Origin of the sequence: Streptomyces coelicoflavus (assembly GCF_045041415.1) — a bacterium.
Taxonomy (GTDB): domain Bacteria; phylum Actinomycetota; class Actinomycetes; order Streptomycetales; family Streptomycetaceae; genus Streptomyces; species Streptomyces coelicoflavus.
Genome location: NZ_CP108218.1, coordinates 3,705,566 through 3,730,307, shown reverse-complemented (window position 1 = coordinate 3,730,307; position 24,742 = coordinate 3,705,566). Strand labels below are relative to the sequence as shown.

The 24,742-nt window shown below is 72.1% G+C and carries 23 protein-coding genes; 12 read left to right on the top strand and 11 right to left on the bottom strand.

Annotated features, from left to right (window positions below; genetic code table 11):
* Nucleotides 1–57 precede the first annotated feature (57 nt).
* Nucleotides 58–987 carry an alpha/beta hydrolase gene (locus tag OHA99_RS16540; protein ID WP_153178629.1) on the bottom strand — a complete coding sequence of 310 codons (930 nt, stop codon included), beginning with the start codon at nucleotides 985–987 and terminating at the stop codon, nucleotides 58–60.
* A 107-nt stretch (nucleotides 988–1,094) separates the two neighbouring features.
* On the opposite strand from OHA99_RS16540, the gene OHA99_RS16535 reads away from it, so the two are divergent.
* Both OHA99_RS16535 and OHA99_RS16530 read left to right on the top strand, forming a co-directional pair.
* Nucleotides 1,095–1,541, top strand: a complete 447-nt coding sequence (locus OHA99_RS16535; RefSeq protein WP_153178628.1) for a MarR family winged helix-turn-helix transcriptional regulator — start codon at nucleotides 1,095–1,097, stop codon at nucleotides 1,539–1,541.
* Between the two features lie 109 nt (nucleotides 1,542–1,650).
* A complete protein-coding gene (locus tag OHA99_RS16530; protein WP_164383778.1) occupies nucleotides 1,651–2,412 on the top strand; it encodes a MerR family transcriptional regulator in 762 nt (253 codons plus the stop codon).
* Nucleotides 2,413–2,458: 46 nt separating this feature from the next.
* On the opposite strand, the gene OHA99_RS16525 is transcribed toward OHA99_RS16530, so the two are convergent.
* Nucleotides 2,459–2,824: a YbjQ family protein gene (locus OHA99_RS16525; protein ID WP_153178626.1), complete on the bottom strand. Its 366-nt coding sequence runs from the start codon at nucleotides 2,822–2,824 to the stop codon at nucleotides 2,459–2,461.
* Nucleotides 2,825–2,959: 135 nt separating this feature from the next.
* Between OHA99_RS16525 and OHA99_RS16520 the strand changes: the two genes are divergently transcribed.
* Nucleotides 2,960–3,844 carry a DedA family protein gene (locus OHA99_RS16520; RefSeq protein WP_153178625.1) on the top strand — a complete coding sequence of 295 codons (885 nt, stop codon included), beginning with the start codon at nucleotides 2,960–2,962 and terminating at the stop codon, nucleotides 3,842–3,844.
* Here OHA99_RS16520 and OHA99_RS16515 read toward each other — a convergent pair.
* Together OHA99_RS16515 and OHA99_RS16510 are read right to left on the bottom strand one after the other, a co-directional pair.
* Entirely contained in the window at nucleotides 3,841–5,550 is a 1,710-nt protein-coding gene (locus tag OHA99_RS16515) for a threonine/serine exporter ThrE family protein (RefSeq protein WP_381500187.1), read from the bottom strand. The genes OHA99_RS16520 and OHA99_RS16515 overlap by 4 nt on opposite strands.
* 113 nt (nucleotides 5,551–5,663) lie before the next feature.
* A complete protein-coding gene (locus tag OHA99_RS16510; protein ID WP_007452023.1) occupies nucleotides 5,664–6,155 on the bottom strand; it encodes an inorganic diphosphatase in 492 nt (163 codons plus the stop codon).
* Nucleotides 6,156–6,279: 124 nt separating this feature from the next.
* On the opposite strand from OHA99_RS16510, the gene dacB reads away from it, so the two are divergent.
* The 7 genes from dacB (at nucleotide 6,280) to OHA99_RS16475 (ending at nucleotide 15,106) form a co-directional block, all read left to right on the top strand.
* On the top strand, nucleotides 6,280–7,830 hold the full coding sequence (gene dacB, locus OHA99_RS16505) for a D-alanyl-D-alanine carboxypeptidase/D-alanyl-D-alanine-endopeptidase (RefSeq protein ID WP_405696401.1): 1,551 nt from the start codon (nucleotides 6,280–6,282) through the stop codon (nucleotides 7,828–7,830).
* Nucleotides 7,831–7,992: 162 nt separating this feature from the next.
* Nucleotides 7,993–9,120 (top strand): zinc-dependent metalloprotease, encoded by a 1,128-nt coding sequence (locus OHA99_RS16500; RefSeq protein ID WP_153178623.1) that lies wholly within the window; start codon nucleotides 7,993–7,995, stop codon nucleotides 9,118–9,120.
* 192 nt (nucleotides 9,121–9,312) lie between these two features.
* Nucleotides 9,313–10,371 (top strand): tRNA lysidine(34) synthetase TilS, encoded by a 1,059-nt coding sequence (gene tilS / locus OHA99_RS16495; RefSeq protein ID WP_153178622.1) that lies wholly within the window; start codon nucleotides 9,313–9,315, stop codon nucleotides 10,369–10,371.
* Between the two features lie 94 nt (nucleotides 10,372–10,465).
* Nucleotides 10,466–11,005 (top strand): hypoxanthine phosphoribosyltransferase, encoded by a 540-nt coding sequence (hpt, locus tag OHA99_RS16490; protein ID WP_226027733.1) that lies wholly within the window; start codon nucleotides 10,466–10,468, stop codon nucleotides 11,003–11,005.
* 195 nt (nucleotides 11,006–11,200) lie between these two features.
* On the top strand, nucleotides 11,201–13,240 hold the full coding sequence (gene ftsH, locus OHA99_RS16485) for an ATP-dependent zinc metalloprotease FtsH (RefSeq protein WP_108987379.1): 2,040 nt from the start codon (nucleotides 11,201–11,203) through the stop codon (nucleotides 13,238–13,240).
* Nucleotides 13,241–13,361: 121 nt separating this feature from the next.
* Nucleotides 13,362–13,967, top strand: coding sequence for a GTP cyclohydrolase I FolE (gene folE / locus OHA99_RS16480; RefSeq protein ID WP_153178621.1), 606 nt, complete (start codon nucleotides 13,362–13,364; stop codon nucleotides 13,965–13,967).
* A gap of 80 nt (nucleotides 13,968–14,047) precedes the next feature.
* Nucleotides 14,048–15,106: a hypothetical protein gene (locus OHA99_RS16475; protein WP_405696398.1), complete on the top strand. Its 1,059-nt coding sequence runs from the start codon at nucleotides 14,048–14,050 to the stop codon at nucleotides 15,104–15,106.
* Here the strand turns inward: OHA99_RS16475 and OHA99_RS16470 are convergent.
* The 6 genes from OHA99_RS16470 to OHA99_RS16445 all read right to left on the bottom strand — a co-directional run bounded on the left by OHA99_RS16470 (nucleotide 15,036) and on the right by OHA99_RS16445 (nucleotide 20,239).
* Nucleotides 15,036–15,524, bottom strand: coding sequence for a DUF3180 domain-containing protein (locus tag OHA99_RS16470; RefSeq protein ID WP_153178620.1), 489 nt, complete (start codon nucleotides 15,522–15,524; stop codon nucleotides 15,036–15,038). The two genes, OHA99_RS16475 and OHA99_RS16470, sit on opposite strands and share 71 nt — an antisense overlap.
* A 70-nt stretch (nucleotides 15,525–15,594) precedes the next feature.
* Nucleotides 15,595–16,206 (bottom strand): 2-amino-4-hydroxy-6-hydroxymethyldihydropteridine diphosphokinase, encoded by a 612-nt coding sequence (gene folK, locus OHA99_RS16465; RefSeq protein WP_153178619.1) that lies wholly within the window; start codon nucleotides 16,204–16,206, stop codon nucleotides 15,595–15,597.
* A complete protein-coding gene (gene folB, locus OHA99_RS16460) occupies nucleotides 16,203–16,562 on the bottom strand; it encodes a dihydroneopterin aldolase (RefSeq protein WP_087790041.1) in 360 nt (119 codons plus the stop codon). Before folB ends, folK begins: the two co-directional genes overlap by 4 nt.
* A 263-nt stretch (nucleotides 16,563–16,825) precedes the next feature.
* Nucleotides 16,826–17,329 carry a nuclear transport factor 2 family protein gene (locus OHA99_RS16455; RefSeq protein ID WP_153178618.1) on the bottom strand — a complete coding sequence of 168 codons (504 nt, stop codon included), beginning with the start codon at nucleotides 17,327–17,329 and terminating at the stop codon, nucleotides 16,826–16,828.
* Nucleotides 17,326–18,189, bottom strand: a complete 864-nt coding sequence (gene folP / locus OHA99_RS16450) for a dihydropteroate synthase (RefSeq protein WP_153178617.1) — start codon at nucleotides 18,187–18,189, stop codon at nucleotides 17,326–17,328. The genes OHA99_RS16455 and folP overlap by 4 nt, the downstream gene beginning before the upstream one ends.
* Nucleotides 18,190–18,442: 253 nt before the next feature.
* Nucleotides 18,443–20,239 (bottom strand): phosphatidylglycerol lysyltransferase domain-containing protein, encoded by a 1,797-nt coding sequence (locus OHA99_RS16445; RefSeq protein ID WP_153178616.1) that lies wholly within the window; start codon nucleotides 20,237–20,239, stop codon nucleotides 18,443–18,445.
* A 229-nt stretch (nucleotides 20,240–20,468) separates the two neighbouring features.
* Here OHA99_RS16445 and OHA99_RS16440 point away from each other — a divergent pair, with 229 nt between their 5' ends.
* Together OHA99_RS16440 and OHA99_RS16435 are read left to right on the top strand one after the other, a co-directional pair.
* Nucleotides 20,469–21,602, top strand: a complete 1,134-nt coding sequence (locus OHA99_RS16440) for an alpha/beta hydrolase (protein WP_405696395.1) — start codon at nucleotides 20,469–20,471, stop codon at nucleotides 21,600–21,602.
* A gap of 136 nt (nucleotides 21,603–21,738) precedes the next feature.
* Nucleotides 21,739–23,067 (top strand): hypothetical protein, encoded by a 1,329-nt coding sequence (locus tag OHA99_RS16435; protein WP_405696393.1) that lies wholly within the window; start codon nucleotides 21,739–21,741, stop codon nucleotides 23,065–23,067.
* 34 nt (nucleotides 23,068–23,101) lie between these two features.
* Here the strand turns inward: OHA99_RS16435 and OHA99_RS16430 are convergent, their stop codons facing one another.
* Nucleotides 23,102–24,442, bottom strand: a complete 1,341-nt coding sequence (locus OHA99_RS16430; RefSeq protein WP_405698963.1) for a PH domain-containing protein — start codon at nucleotides 24,440–24,442, stop codon at nucleotides 23,102–23,104.
* Nucleotides 24,443–24,742 lie beyond the last annotated feature (300 nt).

The following is a 24,742-nucleotide window of genomic DNA, read 5'->3' as shown; positions in this document are numbered from 1 at the left end:
GGGGCCCCGGACCCCGCATCCGGGACGGGACCGCACCGCACCGCACCGCACCGCACGTCAGCGGACCGGTGCGAGACGGTCGGTGCCCAGGGGCCCGGCGCCGAGGCGGGCGGTGAGGAAGCGGGCGGCGCGGTCGAGTGCGGCGTCCGCCTCGTCGAGGCGGCCGTAGTGGAGTGGGTAGACGTGGGGGAGGCCGGGGCCGACTTCGAGTGTGACCTCGACGTCGGCGGCGCCCGCGCGGCCGGCCAGCCGGACCGCGTCGTCGAGCAGTATCTCGTTCGCACCGGCCTGCACGAGCAGTGGGGGCAGTCCGGCGAGGTCGGCGAAGACCGGGCTGGCCAGGGGGGCCGCCCGGTCGCCCGCGCCGACGTAGAGATCGGCGTAGGCACGCACGTCGGCCTCGGTGAATATGGGATCGGCGCCCTCCTTGGAACGGATGCTCCCTCCGGCGAGGGTGAGATCGGCCCAGGGGGAGAAGAGGACCGCGGCGGCCGGCTGCGGCAGCCCGGCCTCCCTGGCCGCGAGCAGGGTGGCGACGCTCAGTCCGCCACCGGCGGAGTCACCGGCCAGGACGAGGTCCCGCGGGTCGGTACCCGTCGACAGCAGCTCGCGATAGGCGGCGAGCCCGTCGTCGACGGCCGCGGGGAAGGGGTGCTCGGGCGCCAGTCGGTAGTCCAGCGACAGGGCGCGCAGCCCGGCGCGGCGGGCCAGTTCACCGGCCAGCCCCGCGTGGGTGTCCGGTGAGCCGACGAGGTAGCCGCCGCCGTGCAGGTAGAGCAGTCGGCCGGGGCCGGAGGCCGTGTCCGGCTCCAGCTCCAGGGCCGGCCGTCCGCCCAGGACGGTCCTGCGGGTGACCACTCCTTCCGGCGCGGGGCGGGTGAGGGCCGAGGCGAAGGCGTCCCGCTGCTCTTCCGGAGTGGGCGGTGTCTCGGTGCGCGGTGCGGAACGGAGCAGGGCGTCCAGGGCGTCGCGCTGCTGTCGGGACATGGGGGGCCTCCATGGGTCGGCGTGCGAGAATAGATTCCTGGGAATCCATTTGTTCGGGCCAACCGTATTCCAGGGAATATGATTCCTGGGAATCTACTGGAGGTTTTGTGAGCCACGTCACCCCGGCCTTCGTCGACCTGGTCCGGGTCGAGACCCGGCTCTACAACGCGGTGAGCGCCCGGCTGCGGGACGAACAAGGGGTGAGTATCGGGCAGTTCGAGTTCCTGGAGATCATCGACCGCGTGCCGGGGTGCCGCGTGCTCGACATCGTCGGCGAACTGGCGATCACCGTGGGGGCCGTCAGCAAGGCGGTCGACCGGCTGGTGGCCGCGGGCTGGTGCCAACGGGCGGCACATCCCCAGGACCGCCGCTCGTCCGTGCTCCGCCTCACCGATGAGGGTGCCCGGCGGCTGGCGGCTTCCCGCCCGGTGGTCGAGAGTGCGCTCGTCTCGCTGACCGCGGGGGTCTCGCCCGAGGAACTGAGCCGTGTCGCCTCGACCCTGGCCACGCTGCGCGCGGCCCTCGAGGCGGGCTCCCACGGCCGCCCGGGCTGAGGGAGCCGACGCCGCGCGGCGGCTCACGGCGTGGCACGCGGAACGTCCGGGCTTGCACCTCACGTCACGTGAGGGGGCAGCGTGGAGGGCGTCAGAGAAGGGAGCGGAAGTGAGCTACTCCGTGGGACAGGTGGCCGGCTTCGCCGGAGTGACGGTGCGCACGCTGCACCACTACGACGACATCGGCCTGCTCGTACCGAGCGAGCGCAGCCACGCGGGCCACCGGCGCTACAGCGACGCCGACCTCGACCGGTTGCAGCAGATCCTGTTCTACCGGGAGCTGGGCTTCCCGCTCGACGAGGTCGCCGCCCTGCTCGACGACCCGGCCGCGGACCCGCGCGCGCACCTGCGCCGCCAGCACGAGCTGCTGTCCGCCCGGATCGAGAAGCTGAAGAAGATGGCGGCGGCCGTGGAGCAGGCCATGGAGGCACGCAGCATGGGAATCAACCTCACCCCGGAGGAGAAGTTCGAGGTGTTCGGCGACTTCGACCCCGACCAGTACGAGGAGGAGGTCCAGGAACGCTGGGGCGACACCGACGCCTACCGCCAGTCCAAGCAGAAGACCGCCTCCTACACCAAGGAGGACTGGCAGCGCATCCAGGACGAGGCCGACGAGCTCACCCGGCGCTTCGTCGCCCTGATGGAGGCCGGTGAGCCCGCCGACTCCGAGGGGGCCATGGACGCCGCCGAGGACCACCGGCAGGGCATCGCCCGCAACCACTACGACTGCGGGTACGAGATGCACACCTGCCTGGGCGACATGTACGTCTCGGACGAACGTTTCACGCGAAACATCGACGCCGCCAAGCCGGGCCTCGCCGCCTACATGCGCGACGCGATCCTCGCCAACGCCGTCCGGCACACCCCCTGAGCGGTGGTCGTGGCCCGGGTCTCACTCCCGGTCGCACCCCCACGGCTCACTCCCGGGCCACGACCACCGCCGTCCCGTACGCGCACACCTCGGTGCCCACGTCGGCCGCCTCCGTCACGTCGAAGCGGAAGGACAGCACCGCGTTCGCACCCCGGGCGCTCGCCTGCTCGACCAGCCGCTCCATCGCCTGGTTGCGGGTCTCCACCAGCGTCTTGGTGAGACCGCGCAGCTCACCGCCGACCAGCGACTTCAGCCCGGCTCCGATCTGGCTCCCCAGGTGCCGGGAGCGCACGGTCAGCCCGAAGACCTCCCCGAGCACCTCCTGCACCCGGTGGCCCGGCAGATCGTTGGTCGTCACGACGAGCACGTCGGGCTGCGGGCCCTGGCCGCCGCCGTATTCTTCAATACCCATGGTTCTCAGGTTTCCCCGGGGAACGTCACGGCGCACCCCAAGACGCCCCGTGGAACCTGGGGCACCGCGGCTGCGTTGTACGTTTGGGCAGCCAGGTCCAGCCCGCCTCCCCCCAGCAGCAGGAGCCACAATCCCGTGACCACCCTTGCGCTCGGTCCCGAGTGGATCAGCCCGGACTATCTGATCGAGACGTTCAGTCTGCCGGGCATCCTGCTCATCGTCTTCGCCGAGTCAGGACTCTTCGCGTTCCTGCCCGGCGACTCGCTGCTGTTCACCGCGGGTCTCTTCGTCGCCCAGGGCGAGTACATCAGCCAGCCGCTGTGGCTGGTGTGCACCCTGATCGTGGCCGCCGCCGTCCTCGGTGACCAAGTCGGCTACATGATCGGCAAGTTCTTCGGCCCCAAGCTCTTCAGCCGCCCCAACTCCAAGCTCTTCAAACAGGAGAATCTGGAGAAGGCGCACGAGTTCATGGAGAAGTACGGCCCCAAGGCGATCGTCCTGGCCCGCTTCGTGCCCATCGTGCGCACCTTCGCCCCCATCGTGGCGGGCGCCGGCCGCATGAAGTACCGCACCTTCCTCACGTACAACGTCGTCGGCGGTGTCGCCTGGGGCACCGGTGTCACCCTCGCGGGCTACTGGCTCGGCCAGATCGAGTTCATCCGGGCCCACGTCGAGGGCATCCTCGTCCTGATCATCCTGATCTCCGTCGTCCCGATCGCCATCGAGTACCTGCGGGAACGCAAGAAGAAGCAGCGCGCCGCCGCGGCCGCGCCGACCCCGCCGGCCGCCCAGCAGCACCAGCCCCAGCCCTCGTACCCGGTCATGGACGACGCGACGACCCAGCTCCGCCGGGTCGACCCGTACGACCAGCCGCAGCAGCAGTACGACCAGGGCTACGGCAACCAGCCCTACGGCGGTCAGCAGCCCCCGCAGCAGCCGTATGCCCAGCAGTACCCGCAGGGCTACGGCGACCAGCCCCAGCAGTACGGCGACCAGTACCCGTACAACCAGGGCCGTTAGAACCCTCGCGTCCGCTTGGCCGCCCGGCGTCCCGCCGCACTCGCGGCGCCGGGCACCTTCAGGAAGAGCCGGGAGATCTCCCCGCCCAGGTTCACCCCGATCGCGATGGCCATCGCCAGGGCGACCGCGTTGGACAGCGACAGCAGCCCCGAGTCGACCTCGCCCTGCGCGATGCCCAGCAGACCGAAGTACGTCGCCGAACCGGGCAGCAGCGGCCCGATCGCCGCGGTCGTGTACGGCAGCGCCGACGCGAACCGGTACCGGGACATCAGCTGCCCGAACAGGCCCACGAGCCCCGCCGCGGCGGCCGTGGAGGCCACCGGCGAGATGTCGCCGGCGTAGTGCATGGCGCCGTACACGCACCAGGCGATGCCGCCGTTCAGGGTCACCGCGAGGACGGTGGCCCGTTCCTGCTGGAGCAGGATCGCGAAGGCCAGCGACAGCAGCATCGAGGCGAAGATCTGCACGAACGGTTCGTCACCGGTGCCGAGCTTGGCGTCCGGGTTGAGCTCGGCGCCCAGCTGGACCCCGAAGTACAGCACCACCAGCACCCCGGCGACGATGCTGACGAAGAAGTACATGACCTCCAGCAGACGCGCCGCGGCGGTGATGTAGAAGCCGGTCAGCCCGTCCTGCACCCCCGCGACCAGCGCCCGTCCGGGCAGCAGCGCGAACAGCCCACCGGTGATGACCGCGGACGCCTTCACGTCGACGTGCGTCACCGTCAGCACGACGCCCATCGCGGCCGGCGGCATCGCGGCCACGGCGAACTGGTAGAACTCCGGCAGCCCGCGCCCGGCGCACAGCCATGCCAGCCGGTCGCCGAGCATCGAGCCGAACATCGCGGCGAAGAACACGGTCGCCCCGCCGCCGACGAGCAGCGAGGCCCCGCCCGCGAGCAGACCGCTGGCCACCGTCAGCACCCAGGTGGGGTACGGGTGCCGGTTGCGGCGGATCTCCGCGAGGCGCCGGTAGGCCTCCTCCAGGGAGATGTTCGTGTCGGGGTCGCTGAGGTCGTCCACCAGGTGGAAGACGGCCGCGAGCCGCGTGTAGTCGGTGCCCCGGCGGCGTACCGTCCGCGAGGCCGTCACCGGGTCGTCGACCAGGGACGGCTGGTGGGAGATCGACAGCAGGGTGAAGGTGACGTTGGGCTCGCAGCGGTCCAGGCCGTAGGAGCGGCAGACGGCGAACATGGCCGCCTCCACGTCCTCGGCGCCCTCACCGCCCGCCAGCAGCAGCTCCCCGATACGCAGCGTCAGGTCGAGCACGCGCGGCACGGCGGGGCCGGTCTCGTCGTCGTGCTTCTGCGAGGGCTCGGGCGCGGGCCGTTCGGCCACCGGCATCCGCAGCATGGCGCGCATCCGGTCCTGCCACGGCACGTCCGCCAGGCTCACCGCCGGGAAGCCGCTCGCCGGGGTGAAGGCGGTCGGGGCGGTCCACGCGCTGTGCGTGCTCGGCATGGTGAACGCCGAGCCCTCCGTGTCCGAGGGCGCGGCCTGCGGCACCTCCAGCCCGTCCGGGAGCGAGAACTCCGAGGTCGTCTCGGCCTCGGTACCGGCGTGTCGCGTGACGGCCAGCCCCTGCGGAATCTCGAACTCGGACGTCGTCGACGACTCGCCGTCGAGCGACGCCGCGATCCCACTGGCCTGCCGGAAGGCACTGCGGGCCTCGTCCGACTGCGGCTTGGGCTCCTCCGCCTCCGTCACCTGCGCAACGCTCCCTGGTACCGACACACCCTCCTGTTGACCTCAGTATGGTCACTCAAACACGAACGGGCCGCACGCGTGTGCGTGCGACCCGTTGCGCGAGACCGGACTGCTCAGTGGCCGCCCTGGTCCTTGAAACGCTTGTAGGACCGCTCGATCTCGGCCTCGGCGTCGGTGCGGCCGACCCAGTCGGCGCCCTCGACGGACTTGCCGGGCTCCAGGTCCTTGTAGACCTCGAAGAAGTGCTGGATCTCCAGGCGGTCGAACTCCGACACGTGGTGGATGTCACGCAGGTGCTCCACGCGCGGGTCGGTGGACGGAACGCACAGCAGCTTGTCGTCGCCGCCGGCCTCGTCCGTCATCCGGAACATGCCGATCGCGCGGCAGCGGATGAGGCAGCCCGGGAAGGTCGGCTCGTCCAGGATGACCAGCGCGTCCAGCGGGTCGCCGTCCTCGCCGAGGGTGTTCTCGACGAAGCCGTAGTCGGTCGGGTAGGCGGTCGAGGTGAACAGGCGGCGGTCCAGGCGGATACGACCGGTCTCGTGGTCCACCTCGTACTTGTTCCGCGAACCCTTCGGGATCTCGATCGTGACGTCGAACTCCACCGGACGCTCCTCCATGATCAGCACATAGTTCTGGTGGTTAAGTGTCCCTCACGCAGGTGTGTGATCGCGAAAGGGGCTGGTGACAGTGCCAGAGCTGAGGCCTTGGCGGACCGCGGGACCGCGTGTGGCGCGGGCCGCGGATGCCGTACGTCCCCGTCTGGCCCGCTTTGCCCGGGCCACCGGACCGCGGGTCACACGGTTCGCACGGGCCACGGCGCCACGGCTCAACCGGATCACGAGGCCGAAGACCTGGCAGTACACCGCCGGTGCCGCCACCGCCGGACTGGCACTGGCCGCCGGTGTGGTGACCGCCGCCGGCCCCTGGGACTCCACGGGTCAGCGTACGGCCGAGCGGGACCGGGCCGTCGCACTGGACCGCACGGGTGGCGCAGATCACGGCCACGGAGCCGGAGCCTCCGGTACGGCGCCCGGTTCGCCCCGCCCCGCGCCCAGCGCCGGGGCCGTGCTGAGCGGTCTGGGCGGCACCAGCACGCCGGGCGGCGTCAAGGCGGCACCCGGCGCCGAGAACCTCGCGGACCTCCTCGACCCGCTGCTCAAGGACGACCCCGGGCTCGGCGAGCACCGCGCGGCCGCCGTCGTCGACCTCACCACCGGCAAGCGCCTGTACGGCCTCGACTCCGACGCCGCCCTCACCCCCGCCTCCACCACCAAGATCGCCACCGCCGTCGCCGCCCTCACCGCCATGGGCCCCGACCACCGCCTCACCACCCGCACCGCCCTGGAGCCCGACACCGGCGAACTCGTCCTGGTCGGCGGCGGCGACCCCACCCTCACCGCCCGCGAGGACGCCCACGGGCTCGCCAGCCTGCGCACCCTCGCCGAGAAGACCGCCACCGCCCTGAAGAGGCGCGACGTGCGCAAGGTGACGCTGTCGTACGACACGACGCTCTACGCCGGCACGGACCTGCACCCGATCGGCGTCAACGAGAACCTGGCCCGCGTCACCGCGCTGATGGCCGACGAGGGCCGCACCGACGACTCCACCAGCGGCCCCGCCCCGCGCGTCCCCGACCCGGCGGACGCCGCCGCCCGCACCTTCGCGGACCTCCTGAAGCAGCACGGCATCACCGCCTCGCTCCCCGGCCCCTCCAAGGCCACGGGCCGCGCCACCACCCTCGCCACCGTCTCCTCGCCCCCGCTGTCGGCCCTCGTCGAGCGGATGCTGACCAACAGCGACAACGACCTCGCCGAGGCCCTGGCCCGCCACACCGCCGCGGCGACCGGAAAACGCGCCGACTTCGCCGGGGCGGGAGCCGCCGTCACGGCCCGCCTGAAGCAGCTCGGCCTGCCGGTGGACAGAGCGCGGTTCCACGACGGAAGCGGCCTCGACCGCACCGACCTGATCACCCCCGACCTGCTCACCGCCCTGCTGACCGAGGCGGCCGACCCCGCCCGCCCCCAGCTCCGCGCGGTGCTCACCGGCCTCCCCGTCGCCCACTTCACCGGCACACTGGCCGGCCGTTACACGGACGGCGCAGCGGGCCTCGTCCGCGCCAAGACCGGCACCCTCACCGGCGTGAACACCCTCGCCGGCACGGTCACCACCCCCGACGGCCACGTCCTCGGCTTCGCCTTCCTGACCAACGCCACGACGGACCCGTACACGGCCCAGACGACCCTGGACAGAGCGGCGACGGCGCTGGCGCTTCCGTAACCGCGGGCAGTCGCATCCCGCGTAGCTGCGGGCAGTCGTGCCGCTGGGGCGGCACGGGTGGGCGCAGCGGCACCCCGCAACCCCGGGCCGCGCTCCCCACCCCCGGCACCCACCCCGCCGCACGACTGCCCCCCAGCGGCAGCGCTCCCGTACCGTTGACCCATGACGAGCATCGGCGCAAATTCCGGCATGGTCGACTGGAACCTCGCGGTGGCGACCGCGACCCGGCTCGTACGGCCGGGCCCCGAGGTGAGCCGCGACGAGGCCCGGGCCGTCGTCGCCGAACTCCGCCGCCATGCCAAGTCCTCGGAGGAGCACGTCCGCGGCTTCACCCGGATGGGCACCGAGGAGACCCACGACACCCCCCTCCTGGTGGTCGACCGTCCCGGCTGGGTCCGGGCGAACGTCGCCGGGTTCCGGGAGCTGCTCAAACCCCTGCTGGAGAAGATGCAGGAGCGGCGCGGCGGCGGCCCGGGCAACGCGGTCCTCGGCGCCGTCGGCGGCAAGGTCACCGGCGTCGAGCTGGGCATGCTGCTGTCGTTCCTGTCCTCCCGCGTCCTCGGCCAGTACGAGACGTTCGCCCCCGCCACCCGCGAACTCCCCGCCGGCGCGAACGGCGGCGGCCGGCTGCTCCTCGTCGCGCCGAACATCGTGCACGTGGAGCGTGAACTCGACGTCGAGCCGCACGACTTCCGCCTGTGGGTGACCCTGCACGAGGAGACGCACCGCACGCAGTTCACCGCGGTGCCCTGGCTCCGCGACCACCTCGAGGGCGAAATCCAGTCGTTCCTGGCCGAGACCGACGTGGACCCGATGACCGTCCTCGAGCGGATCCGCGAGGCCGCCCAGTCCCTGGCCGGAGGCCGCCCCGAGGCGGAGGAGGACGACGGCGGCCGCTCGCTCGTGGAGCTGGTGCAGACCCCCGCCCAGCGGGAGGTGCTCGGCCGCCTGACCGCCGTGATGTCCCTGCTCGAGGGGCACGCCGACTTCGTGATGGACGGCGTCGGACCGGCGGTCGTGCCGAGCGTCGGGGAGATCCGGGAGAAGTTCCAGCAGCGGCGCGCCAAGGGCGCCTCCCGCCTCGACATGGCGCTGCGCAAGCTGCTCGGCCTGGACGCCAAGCTCCGCCAGTACCGGGACGGCGAACGCTTCGTCCGGGCCGTCGTCGACGAGTGCGGCATGGACGGCTTCAACCGCGTCTGGACCTCTCCCAACACGCTCCCCACCAAGTCGGAGATCGCCAAACCGGCGGACTGGATCGCGCGGGTGCACCGCAAGCCGGAGGCGTGAGCCGCGCGGGCGGGGCGTGAAACGATTCCGGCCGACGGCAGGCGAACGACCCTCCAATCACCCGTCCGAGGGACCGTGAGGCTTCGGCAGGCGTGCGATGCTCGGGGAACGGCCCGTTTCTGTCACCATCTACACACTCTGCGTGACCGAACCTCGGGTTCACCCCCGACAACTTCATGAAGGGCACCGGACATGGGTCCCCATCCTGCGGTCGCGGCGATACGCCTGGCGGTCCGCCGCGTCCTCCACGACATTCTCACCGAACTGAACACTCCGGCCGGCGTTCCCGCCGCGGCGGCCGCCGGACGCACGCCCGAGGGCGTGTCCGGACTCCCCGACTCCCCGCTCGTCCTCGTGGCGTGCTCCGGCGGCGCCGACTCCATGGCGCTCGCCTCGGCCCTCGCCTTCGAGGCGCCCCGGCTCGGCATCCGCGCCGGCGGCGTCACCGTCGACCACGGCCTCCAGCACGGCTCCGACCTGCGCGCCGAAGAGGTCGTCCTGCGCCTGCGCGAACTGGGCCTCGGCCCGGTGGAGGCCACCGCCGTGACCGTCGGCCGCGAGGGCGGCCCGGAAGCGGCCGCCCGCGACGCCCGCTACGCCGCGCTGGACGCCGCCGCCGCCCGCCACGGCGCCGCCGCCGTCCTGCTCGGCCACACCCGCGACGACCAGGCCGAGACCGTCCTGCTGGGCCTCGCCCGCGGCTCCGGCATCCGCTCCCTGTCGGGCATGGCCGCGGTCTCGGGGGCCGACGGCCGTTACCGGCGCCCCTTCCTCCAGGTCGACCGGCAGACCGCCCGCAAGGCCTGCATGGTCCAGTCCCTCCCCGTCTGGGACGACCCCCACAACGCCGACCCCGCCTACACCCGCTCCCGGCTGCGCCACGAGGGCCTGCCCGCCCTGGAGAAGGCGCTCGGCAAAGGCGTCGTCGAGGCCCTCGCCCGTACGGCCCAACTCTCCCGGGACGACGCCGACGCCCTCGACACCTGGGCCCGCCAGGCCGAGGCCGGCGTCCGCGACGCCACCGGCGGACTGGAGTGCGCGGGGCTCTACGCCCTGCCGCCCGCCGTACGCCGCCGGATCCTGCGCCGCGCCGCCCTCGACGCGGGCGCCCCCGGCGGCGCGCTGTTCGCCCGCCACATCGAGGAAGTCGACCGGCTGATCACCGGCTGGCGCGGTCAGGGGGCCATCAACCTCCCCGGCAAAGTCGTCGCCCGGCGGCAGGGTGGCAGACTGGTGATTCGGCAAGGCTGAATCCGGAACTCCCACCGATCCGCGCACGGATCGCCGGGACGTTCCGGAGTGGCCGGTGGGACGACCGAAAGTGATGCGGGTGGACGCGAACGACATGGGTGCCGACCTCGAGAAGGTACTCATCACCAAGGAAGAGATCGACGCGAAGCTGGCCGAGCTGGCCGCGAAGATCGACGCGGAGTACGCGGGCAAGGACCTGCTCATCGTCGGCGTGCTCAAGGGCGCCGTGATGGTCATGGCCGACCTGGCGCGCACGCTGTCCACCCCCGTCACGATGGACTGGATGGCGGTGTCCTCGTACGGCGCGGGCACCCAGTCCTCCGGCGTGGTGCGGATCCTCAAGGACCTCGACACCGACATCAAGGGCCGCCACGTCCTGATCGTCGAGGACATCATCGACTCCGGCCTGACCCTGTCCTGGCTGATCTCCAACCTCGGCTCGCGCGAGCCCGCCTCCCTCAAGGTGTGCACGCTGCTGCGCAAGCCCGACGCCGCGAAGGTCGCCATCGACGTGGAGTGGGTCGGCTTCGACATCCCCAACGAGTTCGTCGTCGGCTACGGCCTCGACTACGCCGAGAAGTACCGCAACCTCCCGTTCGTCGGTACGCTCGCGCCCCACGTGTACGGCGGCTGACGCGGCCCCGCAGCCGGTTCGACGGCGTTTCGGCGGGCCACCGGGAACCCCTGGGGCCGCCGCGCCGTTGGAGCATGCAGACGGGACGTCGGCCCGCCCGTGCGGCTCAGGGCCGCCACGCTGGGGTACCGTCAGAAGAACTGTCTTATCAAACTCACTATGGCAGGAGGGACGGGGCGACACCGCTCCGTGTGGATGGACGTGAAGCGATACTTCCGTGGGCCAATCATGTGGATCGTGCTGGCCGTCCTTGCCGTGGTCGTGTTGATGCAGGTCGTGGGCTCGTCCGGCGGCTACAAGACGGTGGACACGGGCCAGGTCGTCCAGGCGATCAACGACAACAGGGTCGAGTCGGCCAAGCTGACCACCGGCGACGAGCAGAACATCAAGGTTCAGCTCAAGGACGGCCAGAAGGTCGAAGGCAGCTCGAAGATCCAGGCGAGCTACATCGGCGACCAGGGCGTGACCCTGGCCAACACACTTCAGAACAAGTACCAGGACAAGCAGATCCCCGACGGCTACACGGTCTCGCCGTCGAAGCAGAACCCCTTCGTCGGGCTGCTGATCACCCTGCTTCCCTTCGTCCTCATCGTGGTCATCTTCCTGTTCCTGATGAACCAGATGCAGGGCGGCGGCTCCCGCGTCATGAACTTCGGCAAGTCCAAGGCGAAGCTCATCACCAAGGACACCCCGAAGACGACGTTCTCCGACGTCGCCGGGTCCGACGAGGCCGTCGAGGAACTCCACGAGATCAAGGAGTTCCTCCAGGAGCCGGCCAAGTTCCAGGCCGTCGGTGCCAAGATCCCCAAGGGCGTGCTGCTGTACGGCCCGCCCGGCACCGGCAAGACGCTGCTCGCGCGTGCCGTCGCGGGCGAGGCCGGCGTGCCGTTCTACTCGATCTCCGGTTCCGACTTCGTCGAGATGTTCGTCGGTGTCGGTGCCTCCCGGGTGCGCGACCTGTTCGAGCAGGCCAAGGCGAACGCCCCGGCCATCGTCTTCGTCGACGAGATCGACGCGGTCGGCCGCCACCGCGGCGCCGGCCTCGGCGGCGGTCACGACGAGCGCGAGCAGACGCTGAACCAGCTGCTCGTCGAGATGGACGGCTTCGACGTCAAGGGCGGCGTGATCCTCATCGCCGCGACGAACCGGCCCGACATCCTCGACCCGGCGCTGCTGCGCCCCGGCCGCTTCGACCGGCAGATCGCCGTCGACCGCCCGGACATGCAGGGCCGTCTGGAGATCCTCAAGGTCCACCAGAAGGGCAAGCCGGTCGCGCCCGACGTCGACCTGTCGGCCGTCGCCCGCCGTACGCCCGGCATGACCGGCGCCGACCTGGCCAACGTGCTGAACGAGGCCGCGCTGCTGACGGCCCGCAGCGACAAGAAGCTGGTCGACAACCACATGCTGGACGAGGCGATCGACCGTGTGGTCGCGGGCCCGCAGAAGCGGACCCGGATCATGTCGGACAAGGAGAAGAAGATCACCGCGTACCACGAGGGCGGTCACGCCCTGGTCGCGGCGGCCTCACCGAACTCCGACCCGGTCCACAAGATCACGATCCTGTCCAGAGGCCGGGCCCTCGGCTACACGATGGTGCTCCCGGACGAGGACAAGTACTCGACCACGCGCAACGAGATGCTCGACCAGCTCGCCTACATGCTGGGCGGCCGCGCGGCCGAGGAGCTCGTCTTCCACGACCCGACGACGGGCGCGGCCAACGACATCGAGAAGGCCACCGGCCTGGCCCGCGCGATGGTCACCCAGTACGGCATGACCGAGCGTCTCGGCGCGATCAAGTTCGGCGGCGACAACAGCGAGCCGTTCCTCGGCCGTGAGATGGCTCACCAGCGCGACTACTCGGAAGAGATCGCCGCGCTGGTGGACGAAGAGGTCAAGAAGCTCATCGAGACGGCGCACAACGAGGCCTGGGAGATCCTGGTCGAGAACCGCGACGTCCTCGACAACCTCGTCCTCGCGCTGCTGGAGAAGGAGACGCTGGGCAAGGAGGAGATCGCCGAGGTCTTCGCCCAGATCGTCAAGCGCCCGGCCCGGCCCGCCTGGACCGGCTCCTCCCGCCGCACGCCCTCGACCCGTCCGCCGGTGCTCTCCCCGAAGGAGCTCGCCCTGACGAACGGTGCGAACGGCGCGACGGCGGCGATCTCCACCACCAAGAGCACCACCGCGGAGCCCGCCCCGGCACCCGAGCGTGCCCCGGAGGACCGCCCGGAGAGCTGACCCGCGCACGCTCCCGGCCCCACCGGGCCCGGAATGTATGCCGCACCCCCCAGGTTCTAGCCTTGGGGGGTGCGGCATTTCGGTATGCCGTTCGCAGGACGGATCAGGAACGAGGCATCAGATGACCGACCCCGTGACGCTGGACGGCGAGGGCCAGATCGGCGAGTTCGACGAGAAGCGGGCCGAGAACGCCGTGCGCGAACTGCTCATCGCGGTCGGCGAGGACCCGGACCGCGAGGGCCTGAGGGAGACGCCGGGGCGGGTGGCGCGGGCGTACAGGGAGCTTCTGGCGGGACATGCGCAGGAGCCCGAGGACGTCCTGACGACGACGTTCGACATCGGGCACGACGAAATGGTCCTGGTGAAGGACATCGAGATCGTCAGCCTGTGCGAGCACCACATGCTGCCGTTCCACGGTGTGGCGCACATCGGCTACATCCCGGCGGCGAGCGGCAAGATCACCGGCCTGTCGAAGCTCGCGCGGCTGGTCGAGGTCTTCGCGCGTCGCCTGCAGGTGCAGGAACGTCTCACCACGCAGGTCGCCGACTCGCTCATGCGGATTCTCGAGGCGCGGGGCGTGATCGTCGTCGTCGAGGCCGAGCACATGTGCATGTCGGTGCGAGGGGTTCGTAAGCCGGGTGCCAAGACCACGACGTCGGCGGTGCGCGGGCAGCTTCGGGACGCTACGACGCGTGCCGAGGCCATGAGCCTGATACTGGCGCGCTGACCCGATTGTCAGTGGTTCCCGATATCGTCCTTGATCAGTGGGTTGCTCACTGATCAAGGGGGATCGCCGTGGGGCACGGGTTGCCCAGCAACCAGACGGTGAACGCGGTCGAGGGGCGCCTGCGGGCGCGGGACGTGCGAGTGGGCTGCCGTCTGTGGATGTTGGACGGGGAGCGCACGGTCCCGACCACGGTGACGGCCGTCGCCACGACCCGAGCTCGCGAAGTCGTGGACGTCGTGACCGACCGTGTCAGCTTCACCGTGGCACCTGACCAGATGCTGGGTACGCCCGACGGCTGGGTCCACGCGAGAGATGCCACGGGGACCGTGCTTGCCTGGACCCAGGCGCGAAAGCTGTGTCGCACACGGTTGACCGTCAAGCCGGGTTACGAACTGGGCTACCTGATCGGGGCCAACTGCGCGGACGGGACCGTCGGCAAGAACTACGTGTCCCTGGTGGTCAACGACGAGGCTTTCGCCGAGCGCTATGCGGCGTGCCTCACCGCTGCCACCGGGTTGCCCGCCCGTCCGGAGGCAGTGACCCGACCGTCCGGTTACCTCCAGCGGGACGTCCCAGGTTTTCGCGTGCGTGTGGTGTCGTCGTACCTCGCCGACTTGATGAGGCAGTACGTCGGTGGTGACGCGCACCACATGCGGCAGCGATTTCCCCGGGTCGTTCTCCGGGACAGGGAGACGTTTGAAGGCTTTCTGGACGGCTACGCGGATGGCGACGGGTGGCGTGCCAAAGCCTGGTCCGGCCGTCTGCTCGTCAGTGCGAACGTCCCGTTTCTCTCGGACCTGGCGCAGGTGGTGGGCGCGCGGTTCACTCCACGGAACAGGGGGCTCGCGTCTCAGTTGGCCGTGGTCGACAGCTGGCCTGCCCGAGGCACGTTCCAATCCGAACAGCACCCGCTGCAACTCCGGGAGTCGTGCTGGACCCAGGTCCACGAGGTGCGGCCGCGGACCACGGTGAACAAGCCGTTCACCCTCTACAGCTACCGACTCGACCCCCACCCCGGATTCCTGGTACACGGACACTTGGCCCGCCAGCCCTGGTCAGACGGGCGCGTCACGCCGCTGACGCCGCGCCCGGGTGGTCGTCGTCCTCGTCTTCCGGGAGTTTGCAGACCCGTTCCATGAAGAGGGCGGCCGCTATGACGGCGATGCCCGCCACGACCGAGGAACCGGCGTAGATCGCCTGGTCGCGGCGGGCCGGGACGTCGAGGTACTCCAGCAGGAAGACGCCGGTGCCGCCGTACATGCCGGCGACGAGGGCGGCCACCAGGGCGCTGGCCTGGCCGAAGACGACCGCGCGGGCCGCCATCATCGGGTCGACGCCCTTGGCGCCGGGCACCCGCTCCCGCTGCGCCTTCAGACGGGCCCGGATGGAGAGCGCCGTGGCCAGCAGGATCACCGCGATCAGGGCGAGGACGACGGGGGCGGCGAGGGGGACGCTCGGGAGGCTCCCGACCGAGTTCCACAGGCGGGCGCCGGCCCAGGACAGCACCCCCGCGACGACGAACACGCCGGCCAGCACCCTGATGCGCAGCTCTTTCACGGTGTTCCGGTGTCCCTTCGGTTCCCCGGCGCGGTCGTCCTGACCTCGTCGTCCTCGTCGACCTTAACGACTACTCGGGCAGCCGGAGTTCCAGGTCGGCGCGGGGCGCCACCCCGTCGCGGGTGACGGCGCCCAGGAGGTCGGCGACCGAGCCCTGTCCGGGCAGCGCGGCCTCGGGGTCCACGTCGAGCCAGGGGGCCAGGACGAAGGCGCGTTCGTGGGCGCGCGGGTGCGGGAGGGTGAGCCGCGGGTCGTCGGAGACGACCTCGGCGTAGGCGACGATGTCGACGTCCAGGGTGCGCGGGCCCCAGCGCTCGTCGCGGACCCGGTGGAAGGCCTCCTCGACCGCGTGCGCCCGCTCCAGGAGGGAGTCCGGGGGCAGGGTCGTCTTCACGATCACGACCGCGTTGAAGTACGAGGGCTGGCTGTCGGGCGCGACGCCCCACGGCTCCGTCTCGTAGACGGGGGAGACCCCTTTGACGCGCACGCCCGGGGTGTCCTCCAGGGCGTCGATGGCGCCCTGGAGGGTCTCCAGGCGGTTGCCCAGGTTGGCGCCGAGGGCGATCACCGCGCGCTTGGGGTTGGACAGGGTGGTGTCCGCGGCGTCGACCTGCTCGATGACGGAGGCGGGCACGGGCTGTACGGTCGGGTCGCTCGGACCCTTGGCGAAGGGGGCGCTCATACACGGCTCCGGATGATGGTGACGGTCACGTCGTCGAAGGGGACGGTGATCGGCGCGTCCGGCTTGTGGACGCAGACCTCGACCTCCTCGACCCCCGCGTGCTTCAGGCAGACCTGGGCGATGCGCTCGGCGAGGGTCTCGACGAGGTCGACCGGATCGCCCTCGACGACGGCCACGACCTCCTCGGCCACGATGCCGTAGTGCACGGTCTTCGCCAGGTCGTCGTCGGCCGCGGCCGGACGGGTGTCCAGGCCAAGGACGATGTCCACGAGGAAGGTCTGGCCGTCCTCGCGTTCCTTGGGGAACACACCGTGGTGCCCGCGGGCCTTCAGGCCGCGCAGCGCGACACGATCCACGCGAATCACTCCTGCAGTCGTCGGTTCGGCCGGTCGTACCACGTGCGGGCGGTACGTCGGCCCCAGTCGAATCTACCCGCGTGCACCGACAGTGCCGGGCCGCGGGGTGTGCGGGAGGGGCGGGAGCAGGCAGTTTTCACCGTGCGTTTCCCCGGCGGTCGCGGTGGATCACGGGATGACAGCCGCCCCTGCGCCGTGGTCCGTGATTCCAGCCACGTCGCTGCCGCGCCGTGCCCCGCCGTGTCCCGCCGTGTCCCGCCGGGTCAGGGAGGGGTCTCGTCGCCCTCGTCGGCCTCGCTCTCGGCGAGCACCGGGGAGGCGTGGTGGGACCAGAGCTTCCAGCCGTCGGGGGTGCGGCGGAACGTGTTGGTGGCCACCACGAGCTGCCCGACGAGCGGGCCGAGCTCCTCGCCGCCGTCGGGGGCGGGGCCGCCGCTGAGGATGTTCTCGGTGCAGGTGACCAGGGCGGTGTCGCCGGTGACGGAGACGTGCACGTCGGTGAGGAAGAACTGGATGTAGTCCGTGTTCGCCATGATCAGGGCGTAGGAGCGCAGGACCTCGCCGCGGCCGGTGAGGACCGGCCAGCCCGGGTGCACGCAGGAGACCACACCGGCGTCGGCGGGGTCGTGGTACGACTCGTCGACGCCCAGGTCGGAGGGGGTGAGCCAGAACTCGGAGACCTTCTCGAAGTCGCCCTCCTCCAGCGCCTCGTAGAAGGCGGTGTTGGCGGCCTCGACCTGTTCGACGTCGAGGTGCGGCGCGTTCACCGGGCGCCTTCGACGGCGCGGGCGACGCGTACGGCGTCGGCGGTGGCGCGGACCTCGTGGACACGGACCGCCCACGCGCCGGCGTGCGCCGCGAGGGCGGAGACCGCGGCGGTGGCCGCGTCGCGCTCGCGCGCGGGGGGCGGGGTGGCCTCCGGCCCGGCGAGGACCCGGCCGAGGAACCGCTTGCGGGAGGCGGCGACGAGGACGGGGTGGCCGAGGGCCAGGAGGCGGTCGAGGTGGGCGAGGAGGACGAGGTCGTGCTCGGCGTCCTTGGAGAAGCCGAGGCCGGGGTCGACGACGATGCGCTCGGGGGCGATGCCGCCGTCGAGAACGGCCTCCACACGCGCGTGCAGTTCGTCGACGACCTCGGTGACGACGTCGGCGTAGGTGCCCCTGACGTTGCCGCCCTCCAGGAGGCCGCGCCAGTGCATGACGACGAAGGGGGCGCCCGCGTCGGCGACGACCGGGATCATCCGGGGGTCGGCGAGACCGCCGCTCACGTCGTTGACCAGGGCGGCACCGGCGGCGAGGGCCTGCTCGGCGACGGAGGCGCGCATGGTGTCGACGGAGATCGTGACGCCCTCGGAGGCGAGGCCGCGCACGACCGGGACCACGCGCCTGAGTTCCTCGTCCTCGTCGACGCGGGTCGCGCCCGGGCGGGTGGACTCGCCGCCGACGTCCACCAGGTCGGCCCCCTCGGCGACCAGGTCGAGGCCGTGTTTGATGGCGGCCGTGGTGTCGAAGAAGCGGCCGCCGTCGGAGAAGGAGTCGGGGGTCACGTTGACGACGCCCATGACCGCGCAGCGGTCCCAGGCGGTCAGTCCCGCGAGAGGGTGGCGGCGGCCGGTCTGCTTGCTCATGTGTTCAGCGTAGGTGGTGGCCCGGGGTGGCCGCCGCTGCCTCCGGCGCTGGTGCGGGTGGGGTGCTGCTGCTTCCGGCGGTGGTGCGGGTGGGGTGCTGCTGCTTCCGGCGGTGGTGCGGGTGGGGTGCTGCTGCTTCCGGCGGTGGTGCGGGTGGGGTGCCGCTGCCTCCGGCGCTGGTGCGGGTGGGGTGCCCGGGCCGGCCGGGGTCCTCCACCGACGCGGCCGCGACCACCCCGGACCGGCGGTCGTCCTACGCCGCCCGCGCCGGCGTCTGGTGCGCGCAGGGGCGCCGCGCGGGCGTCCGGCGGCGCAGGAACCGCGGCAGCGGCACCGTGACGAACCCTTCCGCCTGCATCGCGGCGAAGCCGATGCGGGGGAGGTCGGCGGAGCGGCGGTAGACCACGAAGCGCGGCTCCCAGCGGGGCCGGAACTTCGCGTTGAACTTGTACAGGGACTCGATCTGGAACCAGCGGGAGAGGAAGACCAGCAGCCCGCGCCACGCGCGCAGGACCGGGCCCGCGCCGATCTTCTCGCCGCGCGCGAGCGCCGCGCGGAACATGGCGAAGTTCAGGGACACTCGCGCGACGCCCAGTTTCGGGGCGGCCTGGAGCGCCGCCACGATCAGGAGTTCGTTCATGCCGGGGTCGGCCGCGCGGTCGCGGCGCATGAGGTCCAGGGATGCCCCGTCCGGGCCCCACGGCACGAAGTGCAGGACCGCCTTCAGGTCGCCGTACTCGCCCGGTTCGGCGTCCTGCTTGTGGGCGGTCGCGATGAGGCAGTCGCCGTCGGCCGGGTCGCCGACGCGGCCCAGGGCCATGGAGAAGCCGCGCTCGGTGTCGGTGCCGCGCCAGGCGTCGGCGGCGCGGCGGACGCGGTCCAGTTCGGCGTCGGAGAGATCAGCCACGCGCCGTACCCGGGTCTCGTAACCGGCCCGCTCGATGCGCTTGACCATCTGTCGCACGTTGCGCATCGCGCGGCCGGCGAGGGAGAAATCCGCCACGTCCACCACCGCCTCGTCGCCGAGTTCGAGGGCGTCGAGGCCGGTCTCGCGGGTCCAGACCTCGCCGCCGGTCTCGGAGCAGCCCATCACGGCGGGCGTCCAGGAGTGGGCGCGCGCCTCGTCCATGAAGCGTTCGATGGCGCCGGGCCAGGCCTCGACGTCGCCGATCGGGTCGCCGCTGGCCAGCATCACACCGGAGACGACGCGGTAGGTGACGGCTGCCTTGCCGCTGGGGGAGAAGACGACGGCCTTGTCGCGGCGCAGCGCGAAGTGGCCGAGGGAGTCGCGGCCGCCGTGCCGGGCGAGGAGGGCGCGCAGGCGCGTCTCGTCGTCCTCGGTGAGGCGGGCTGCCGGGTGTTCGGGCCGGAAGGCCAGGTAGATCGTGGTGACGGCGGTCAGCAGGCCGAGGGCGCCCAGGGAGAAGGCGACCGTCCAGGAGGTGTTGCCCCGGTAGTCGACCGGGCCCTCGACGCCGAACAGGCCGTACAGGACGTGGGTGATGCGGTCGGCCAGGCTCGGGTCGCCGAGCATGCGGTGCGGGTGCGCGTTGACCACGAGGAGGCCGAGCAGGACGGAACCGGCGCTCATGAGGACGAAGTTGGCCAGGGCCCGCCAGCGGCTGCGCGGGTCGGGGAGGGCGGCGAACTCGGTGCGGTGGCGCAGGAGGAGGGCCAGCAGGACCAGGGAGATCAGTACGCCGAGCAGGGAGTGGCGGTACGTGAACTGCGCGACGGCGCCGACCGGGAGCAGCGCGACGGCAGCCCGCCAGGCCCGGCGTTTGCGGCGCTTGAGGCCGTGGGCGAGCAGGAGCAGCAGGACGCCGGCGCAGAGGGAGAGGGCGGCGGCGAAGGGGCCGAAGGCGCCGGGCAGCACCTCGGCCAGGGCGTGCATACGACTGTGCCGGAAGCGGGGGAAGGAACCCGCCGCGATGTTCAGCAGGCCGACGAGCACACAGGCGCGGCCGACGAGGAGAGGGACGCTCTCCGGACGGGGGCCGCGCGGTATGCGCCGTATGCGGGCGGACCTCGCCGGAACCGCGCCCGACATTTCCTCATCTGTCCTGACAGACATCGCACCTGTTAGTTCTGCGAGAGACCGTGGATCCGGGCCCGTTTCGGGCATCCGGCGACATTGCGCCCTCTAGGACGGTGTCTCGGAGGGAGAGGTTCACTCCCCTCTGATCACAAAGCCCCGACGAACGGATGACTGGACGATCGGACGATCGGACCGGCGGACGGATGGTCGGGCGCACGGAAGGCGTGGGCGGTAGCGGGGCATGGGTTTGACGAGCGACAAGGTGCTGGCGCTGGCCGTGGTGGCCGGTGTGCTGCTGTTCGCCGGGACGGTGTGGCTGTGGCCGCGGCTGGCGCGCCGGAGCGTGCGGGCCGTACTCGGCAGGGTCGGTCTGCTGCTCGCCACCCAGGTGGCGGTCTTCGCTGCGGTGGGGCTGGTCGCCAACCAGTCCTTCGGGTTCTACGGCAGCTGGGCCGACCTGTTCGGACGGGAGGACGGGCAGGGCGTGGTCGTGGACCACTCGGCCGGTGCGGACGGCGGGCCGCTGCGGGTCGTCGGGAAGCGGCGGGTGACGCCCGCGGCCGGGTCGCGGCCCGAGGTCTCGGGGCGGGTCGAGGAGATACGGGTCTTCGGGCGCACGTCGCGGATCGCGTCACCCGCGTTCGTGTACCTGCCGCCGGAGTACTTCCAGGCGTGGCACCGCGGCCGTACGTTTCCCGCGGCCGTCGTCCTGACCGGTTACCCGGGGACCGCCGAGGCGCTGGTGGAGAAGCTGCACTACCCGCGCACGGCGCTGGAACTGGCGAAGGCCGGCCGGATGCGGCCGATGATCCTGGTGATGCTGCGGCCCACGGTGGCGCCGCCGCGCGACACGGAGTGCGTGGACGTACCGGGCGGGCCGCAGACGGAGACGTTCTTCGCGAAGGACCTGCCCGAGGCGGTGAGTGCCCACTACCGGGTGGACAAGGGGCCGCGGGGCTGGGGCGTCGTCGGCAACTCGACCGGCGGCTACTGCGCCCTGAAGCTCGCCGTCCACCACCCGGAGGTGTACGCCGCCGGGGCCGGGCTCTCCCCGTACTACGACGCGCCGAACGACCCCACCACGGGCGATCTCTTCCAGGGCGACAAGGACCGGGAGAACCGGGCCAGCCTCTGGTGGTATCTCAAGAACAGGCCCGCGCCGGACACTTCACTGCTCGTCACCAGCAGCAGGACCGGCGAGACGAACTACAAGGACACGCTGAAGTTCATCGGTCTGGTGAAGGAGAAGAGGCCGACGCGGATCTCGTCGATCATCCTGGAAAGCGGCGGACACAACTTCAATACCTGGCGGCGTGAGATTCCCGCGACGCTGCGGTGGCTGGACGGGCGGCTGAACGGCGGACGGGACTCTTGAATGATCTTGAAGTCGGGGAGTAATTCCCCCGCCGCCGGGGATGTGGATTACCCGCACCCTGTGAACACGTCGGAGACGGCCGAGTTTTTACGGGGCGGGGCGCCAAGATTCGCCTACGCGCGGTAAGTTTCTGGCCATGCCACGTGGACGTCACCGCCATTCCCCGCCTTTGCACAGGCTGCTTCCTCCCTCGGCGATCGCAGGTGTTTCGGTCGTCTGCGCCCTCGGGCCCTGGTTGTTCGGCGAGATGCTGATCCTGCGCGTACTGGCCGCCGCCGCCGCGGTGACGGCTGTGGCCGGTGCGGTCGTCATGCGGCACTGGGACGCCCAGGCGGGCCGGCGGGTCGCCGACCTCACGCGCGCGCGGGCCAGTGACGAGTGGCGGTTCGAGGAGCGGGTCGCCGAACTGGAGTCCGACCTGGAGGAGTCGCGCGAGCTGCGGCAGAAGCTCGAGCACCGGCTGCGGGCCAAGCGCACCGAGCTGGCGGGGCTGCGCAACGAGCACGCCTCGCTGCTGCGGCGCTACGCCACGGCGGAGACCGAGCGCGCCAGTGCGCTGGAGGGCCGCCGCCTGCTCGAGATCGAGGCCGCTCCGCAGGCACCCGCGCTGCCCGCCGCGCGCACCGCCCCGGCCCAGGAGACGCCGGTCCAGGAGACGCCGGAGGCGGTGGAGACGGTGGCCGAGAAGGCGGAGGAAGCCGAGGAGGCGTCGGCCGGGAAGAGCGGGGACGCCGAAGAGGCCGCCGTCCCCGCGGTCTTCTCGCCCGAGGGGTCCCGGCTGTTCCTGCGCGCCAACGCGGCGCTGGCCCGCCTGGACGACGGCGCGCCCGACGGCCCGGACGGTGGCGACCGGGCCGGGACCGCCGAGGGGGCCGACGAGGACGGCGACACCGACGGCTCGGACGGTGACGGTGGCGGTGACGCCGACGGATCCGACGGTGACGGTGACGGCGGCGGTGGCGGCGGAGAGAGCGCGGCGCCGGCCGAGGCCGGTCCGGAGGACGGGGTGCAGGGGCAGCCCGAGGCGGCCGACGGCCACGAGCGCACCGCCGCCGCCTCCCCGACGACGACGTCCGACGCGGGGCCCGCGCAGTCCACCCAGTCCTCGCAGCCCACCCGGCGGGCCGACGGGCACTTCACGGTGCCGACCGCGGTGGCCGTCGTACCGGCGGCTCCGGCCCGGCGTCCGGTGGTCGAGGGCGGCTTCGACTTCTTCGGCACCAAGGCCCCCGAGGGTGCGCTGGACGCGGCGGCCACCTCCGACGCCGCCCTGGAGACCGTGCAGAACGAGGACCTGGCCGACGTGGTCGGCCAGGAGGCGCTCGCCCTGCACAAGGCCGAGGGCGAGATCTCCTTCAAGCCGGCCGGCGAGGAGTCCCGTGACGTGAGCCAGGTGATCGACCTGACCGCCCACGACGAGACCGAGCAGATCGACGTCCAGGGGCTGCGCAGCGCGGTCTCCTGACCGCCCCGTAGCCTCCGCGGGCGGCGGCGCCGGCTCACGCCATCCAGCGGTCCGGCGGGGCGTCCCGGCGGCCGGTCCTGGAGCGTTCCGCCTGGCTCCGCAGCAGCCGTGCCGCCTCGTCGGCGTCCCGCAGCCGTGCGCTCACGGTCTTGTTCGCCCCCGTGTCCACCGTGACGTCGGCCAGCCGCAGGGCGCGCCGCCAGGGCCCCTGCGTCAGGCGGACGCTCTGGACCTTGGCGTGCGGCACGAGTGCCAGACTGCGGCGCAGCAGGCCGTGCCGGCTGGCGAAGACCGCGTCGGTGACGGCGAGCCCGTGTCCGCGCCACCACACCGGCCTGCACCGCGCCGCCCGCCGGGGCGGGCGGGACAGTTCCGCTCCCGTCGGCACGGTCACCCCGGGCAGCACCCGCGCGACGACCGACTCGGCGATCTCGCGCGGCGCGACCGGCAGCAGGACGGAGTTCGACGACCCGGCCACGTCCAGCTCCACCCGCACCCAGCGGCGGCGCCGCCACAGCAGCGGCTCCACGATCCGCACGGTCTGCACCCGGCCCGGCGGTACCGTCTCGTGGACGCGGTCCAGCAGGCCGTGGTCGATGCGGAGACCGTCCGGGGACTCGGCCACCGTCCAGTCGTACTCCGCGACGAACCGGCCCGCGCTGTTCGCGCCCGCGGCGCCCACCAGCGGCAGGGCGGTCGCCAGCACCGTCCACAGGTTGTGGGTGGCCAGCCACAGCAGCGTCGGTACGACGGCGGCGGCGAGCAGCGTGCCCCAGGTCGCGCCGGTCAGCAGCAGGGAGACGGCGAGGACGCCGGGCGGCACCCGCAGCAGCTGCCGCGCGGGGGCCTCACCGACCTCGTGCGCGGTCTCCGGTGCGAAGCCCGCCGCGCGCGCGAGCAGCTCCGCCCGCAGGGCTCGCGCCTCGTCGGCGCCCAGGAAGGCCAGCTCGTCCTTCTTGCCGGTGCCTATGACGTCGAGTTTCAGCTTGGCGACCCCCGCGATCCGGGCCAGCAGGGGCTGGGTGACGTCGATCGCCTGGATGCGTTCGAGGCGGATGTGGGCGGTGCGGCGGAACAGCAGTCCGGTACGGATCCGCAGCTCCGTGTCGGTCACCGCGTAGTGGGTGAACCACCAGGTGAGGAAGCCGTAGAGGGCGGCGGCCGGGATGAGTACGGCGAGCCCGATCAGCAGGTGGGCCGTGGTCAGCCGGGTCAGCTGGCGCTGCGCCTGGTCGGGGTCGTGCACGGCCCACCCGACGAGCACGGCGATCGGCGCCCACGCCCGCCGCAGCGGCGTGACGGGGTGCAGACGGCGCTCGGCGACTCCGTCGGCGGGCGGGGTCGCGCCGGGGCCGCTGCCGGGCGGGGAGCCGATCGCTGCGGTGTCGGTGCCGGGCGGGGTACCGATCGCTTCGGTGTCGGTGCGGGGTGGGGGGTCGGCCGCTTCGGTTCCGGCGCCGGGCGCGGGGTCGGCCGCTGGGGTGTCGCTGCCTGCTACGGAGCGGACCGCTTCGGTGCCCGGGGCGCCGCCGGTGGTTTCCGCCGGTCCCGACCCGGCGCCGAGGGCGCGGTCAGGGCGCGCGGCCGCGTCGTCTCCCGTGCCCTCGTCGTCTCCCGTGCCCTCGCCGGGGGTGCCCTCGCCGGGGGTGCCGAGGTCGGCATCCGGGGAGTCGGG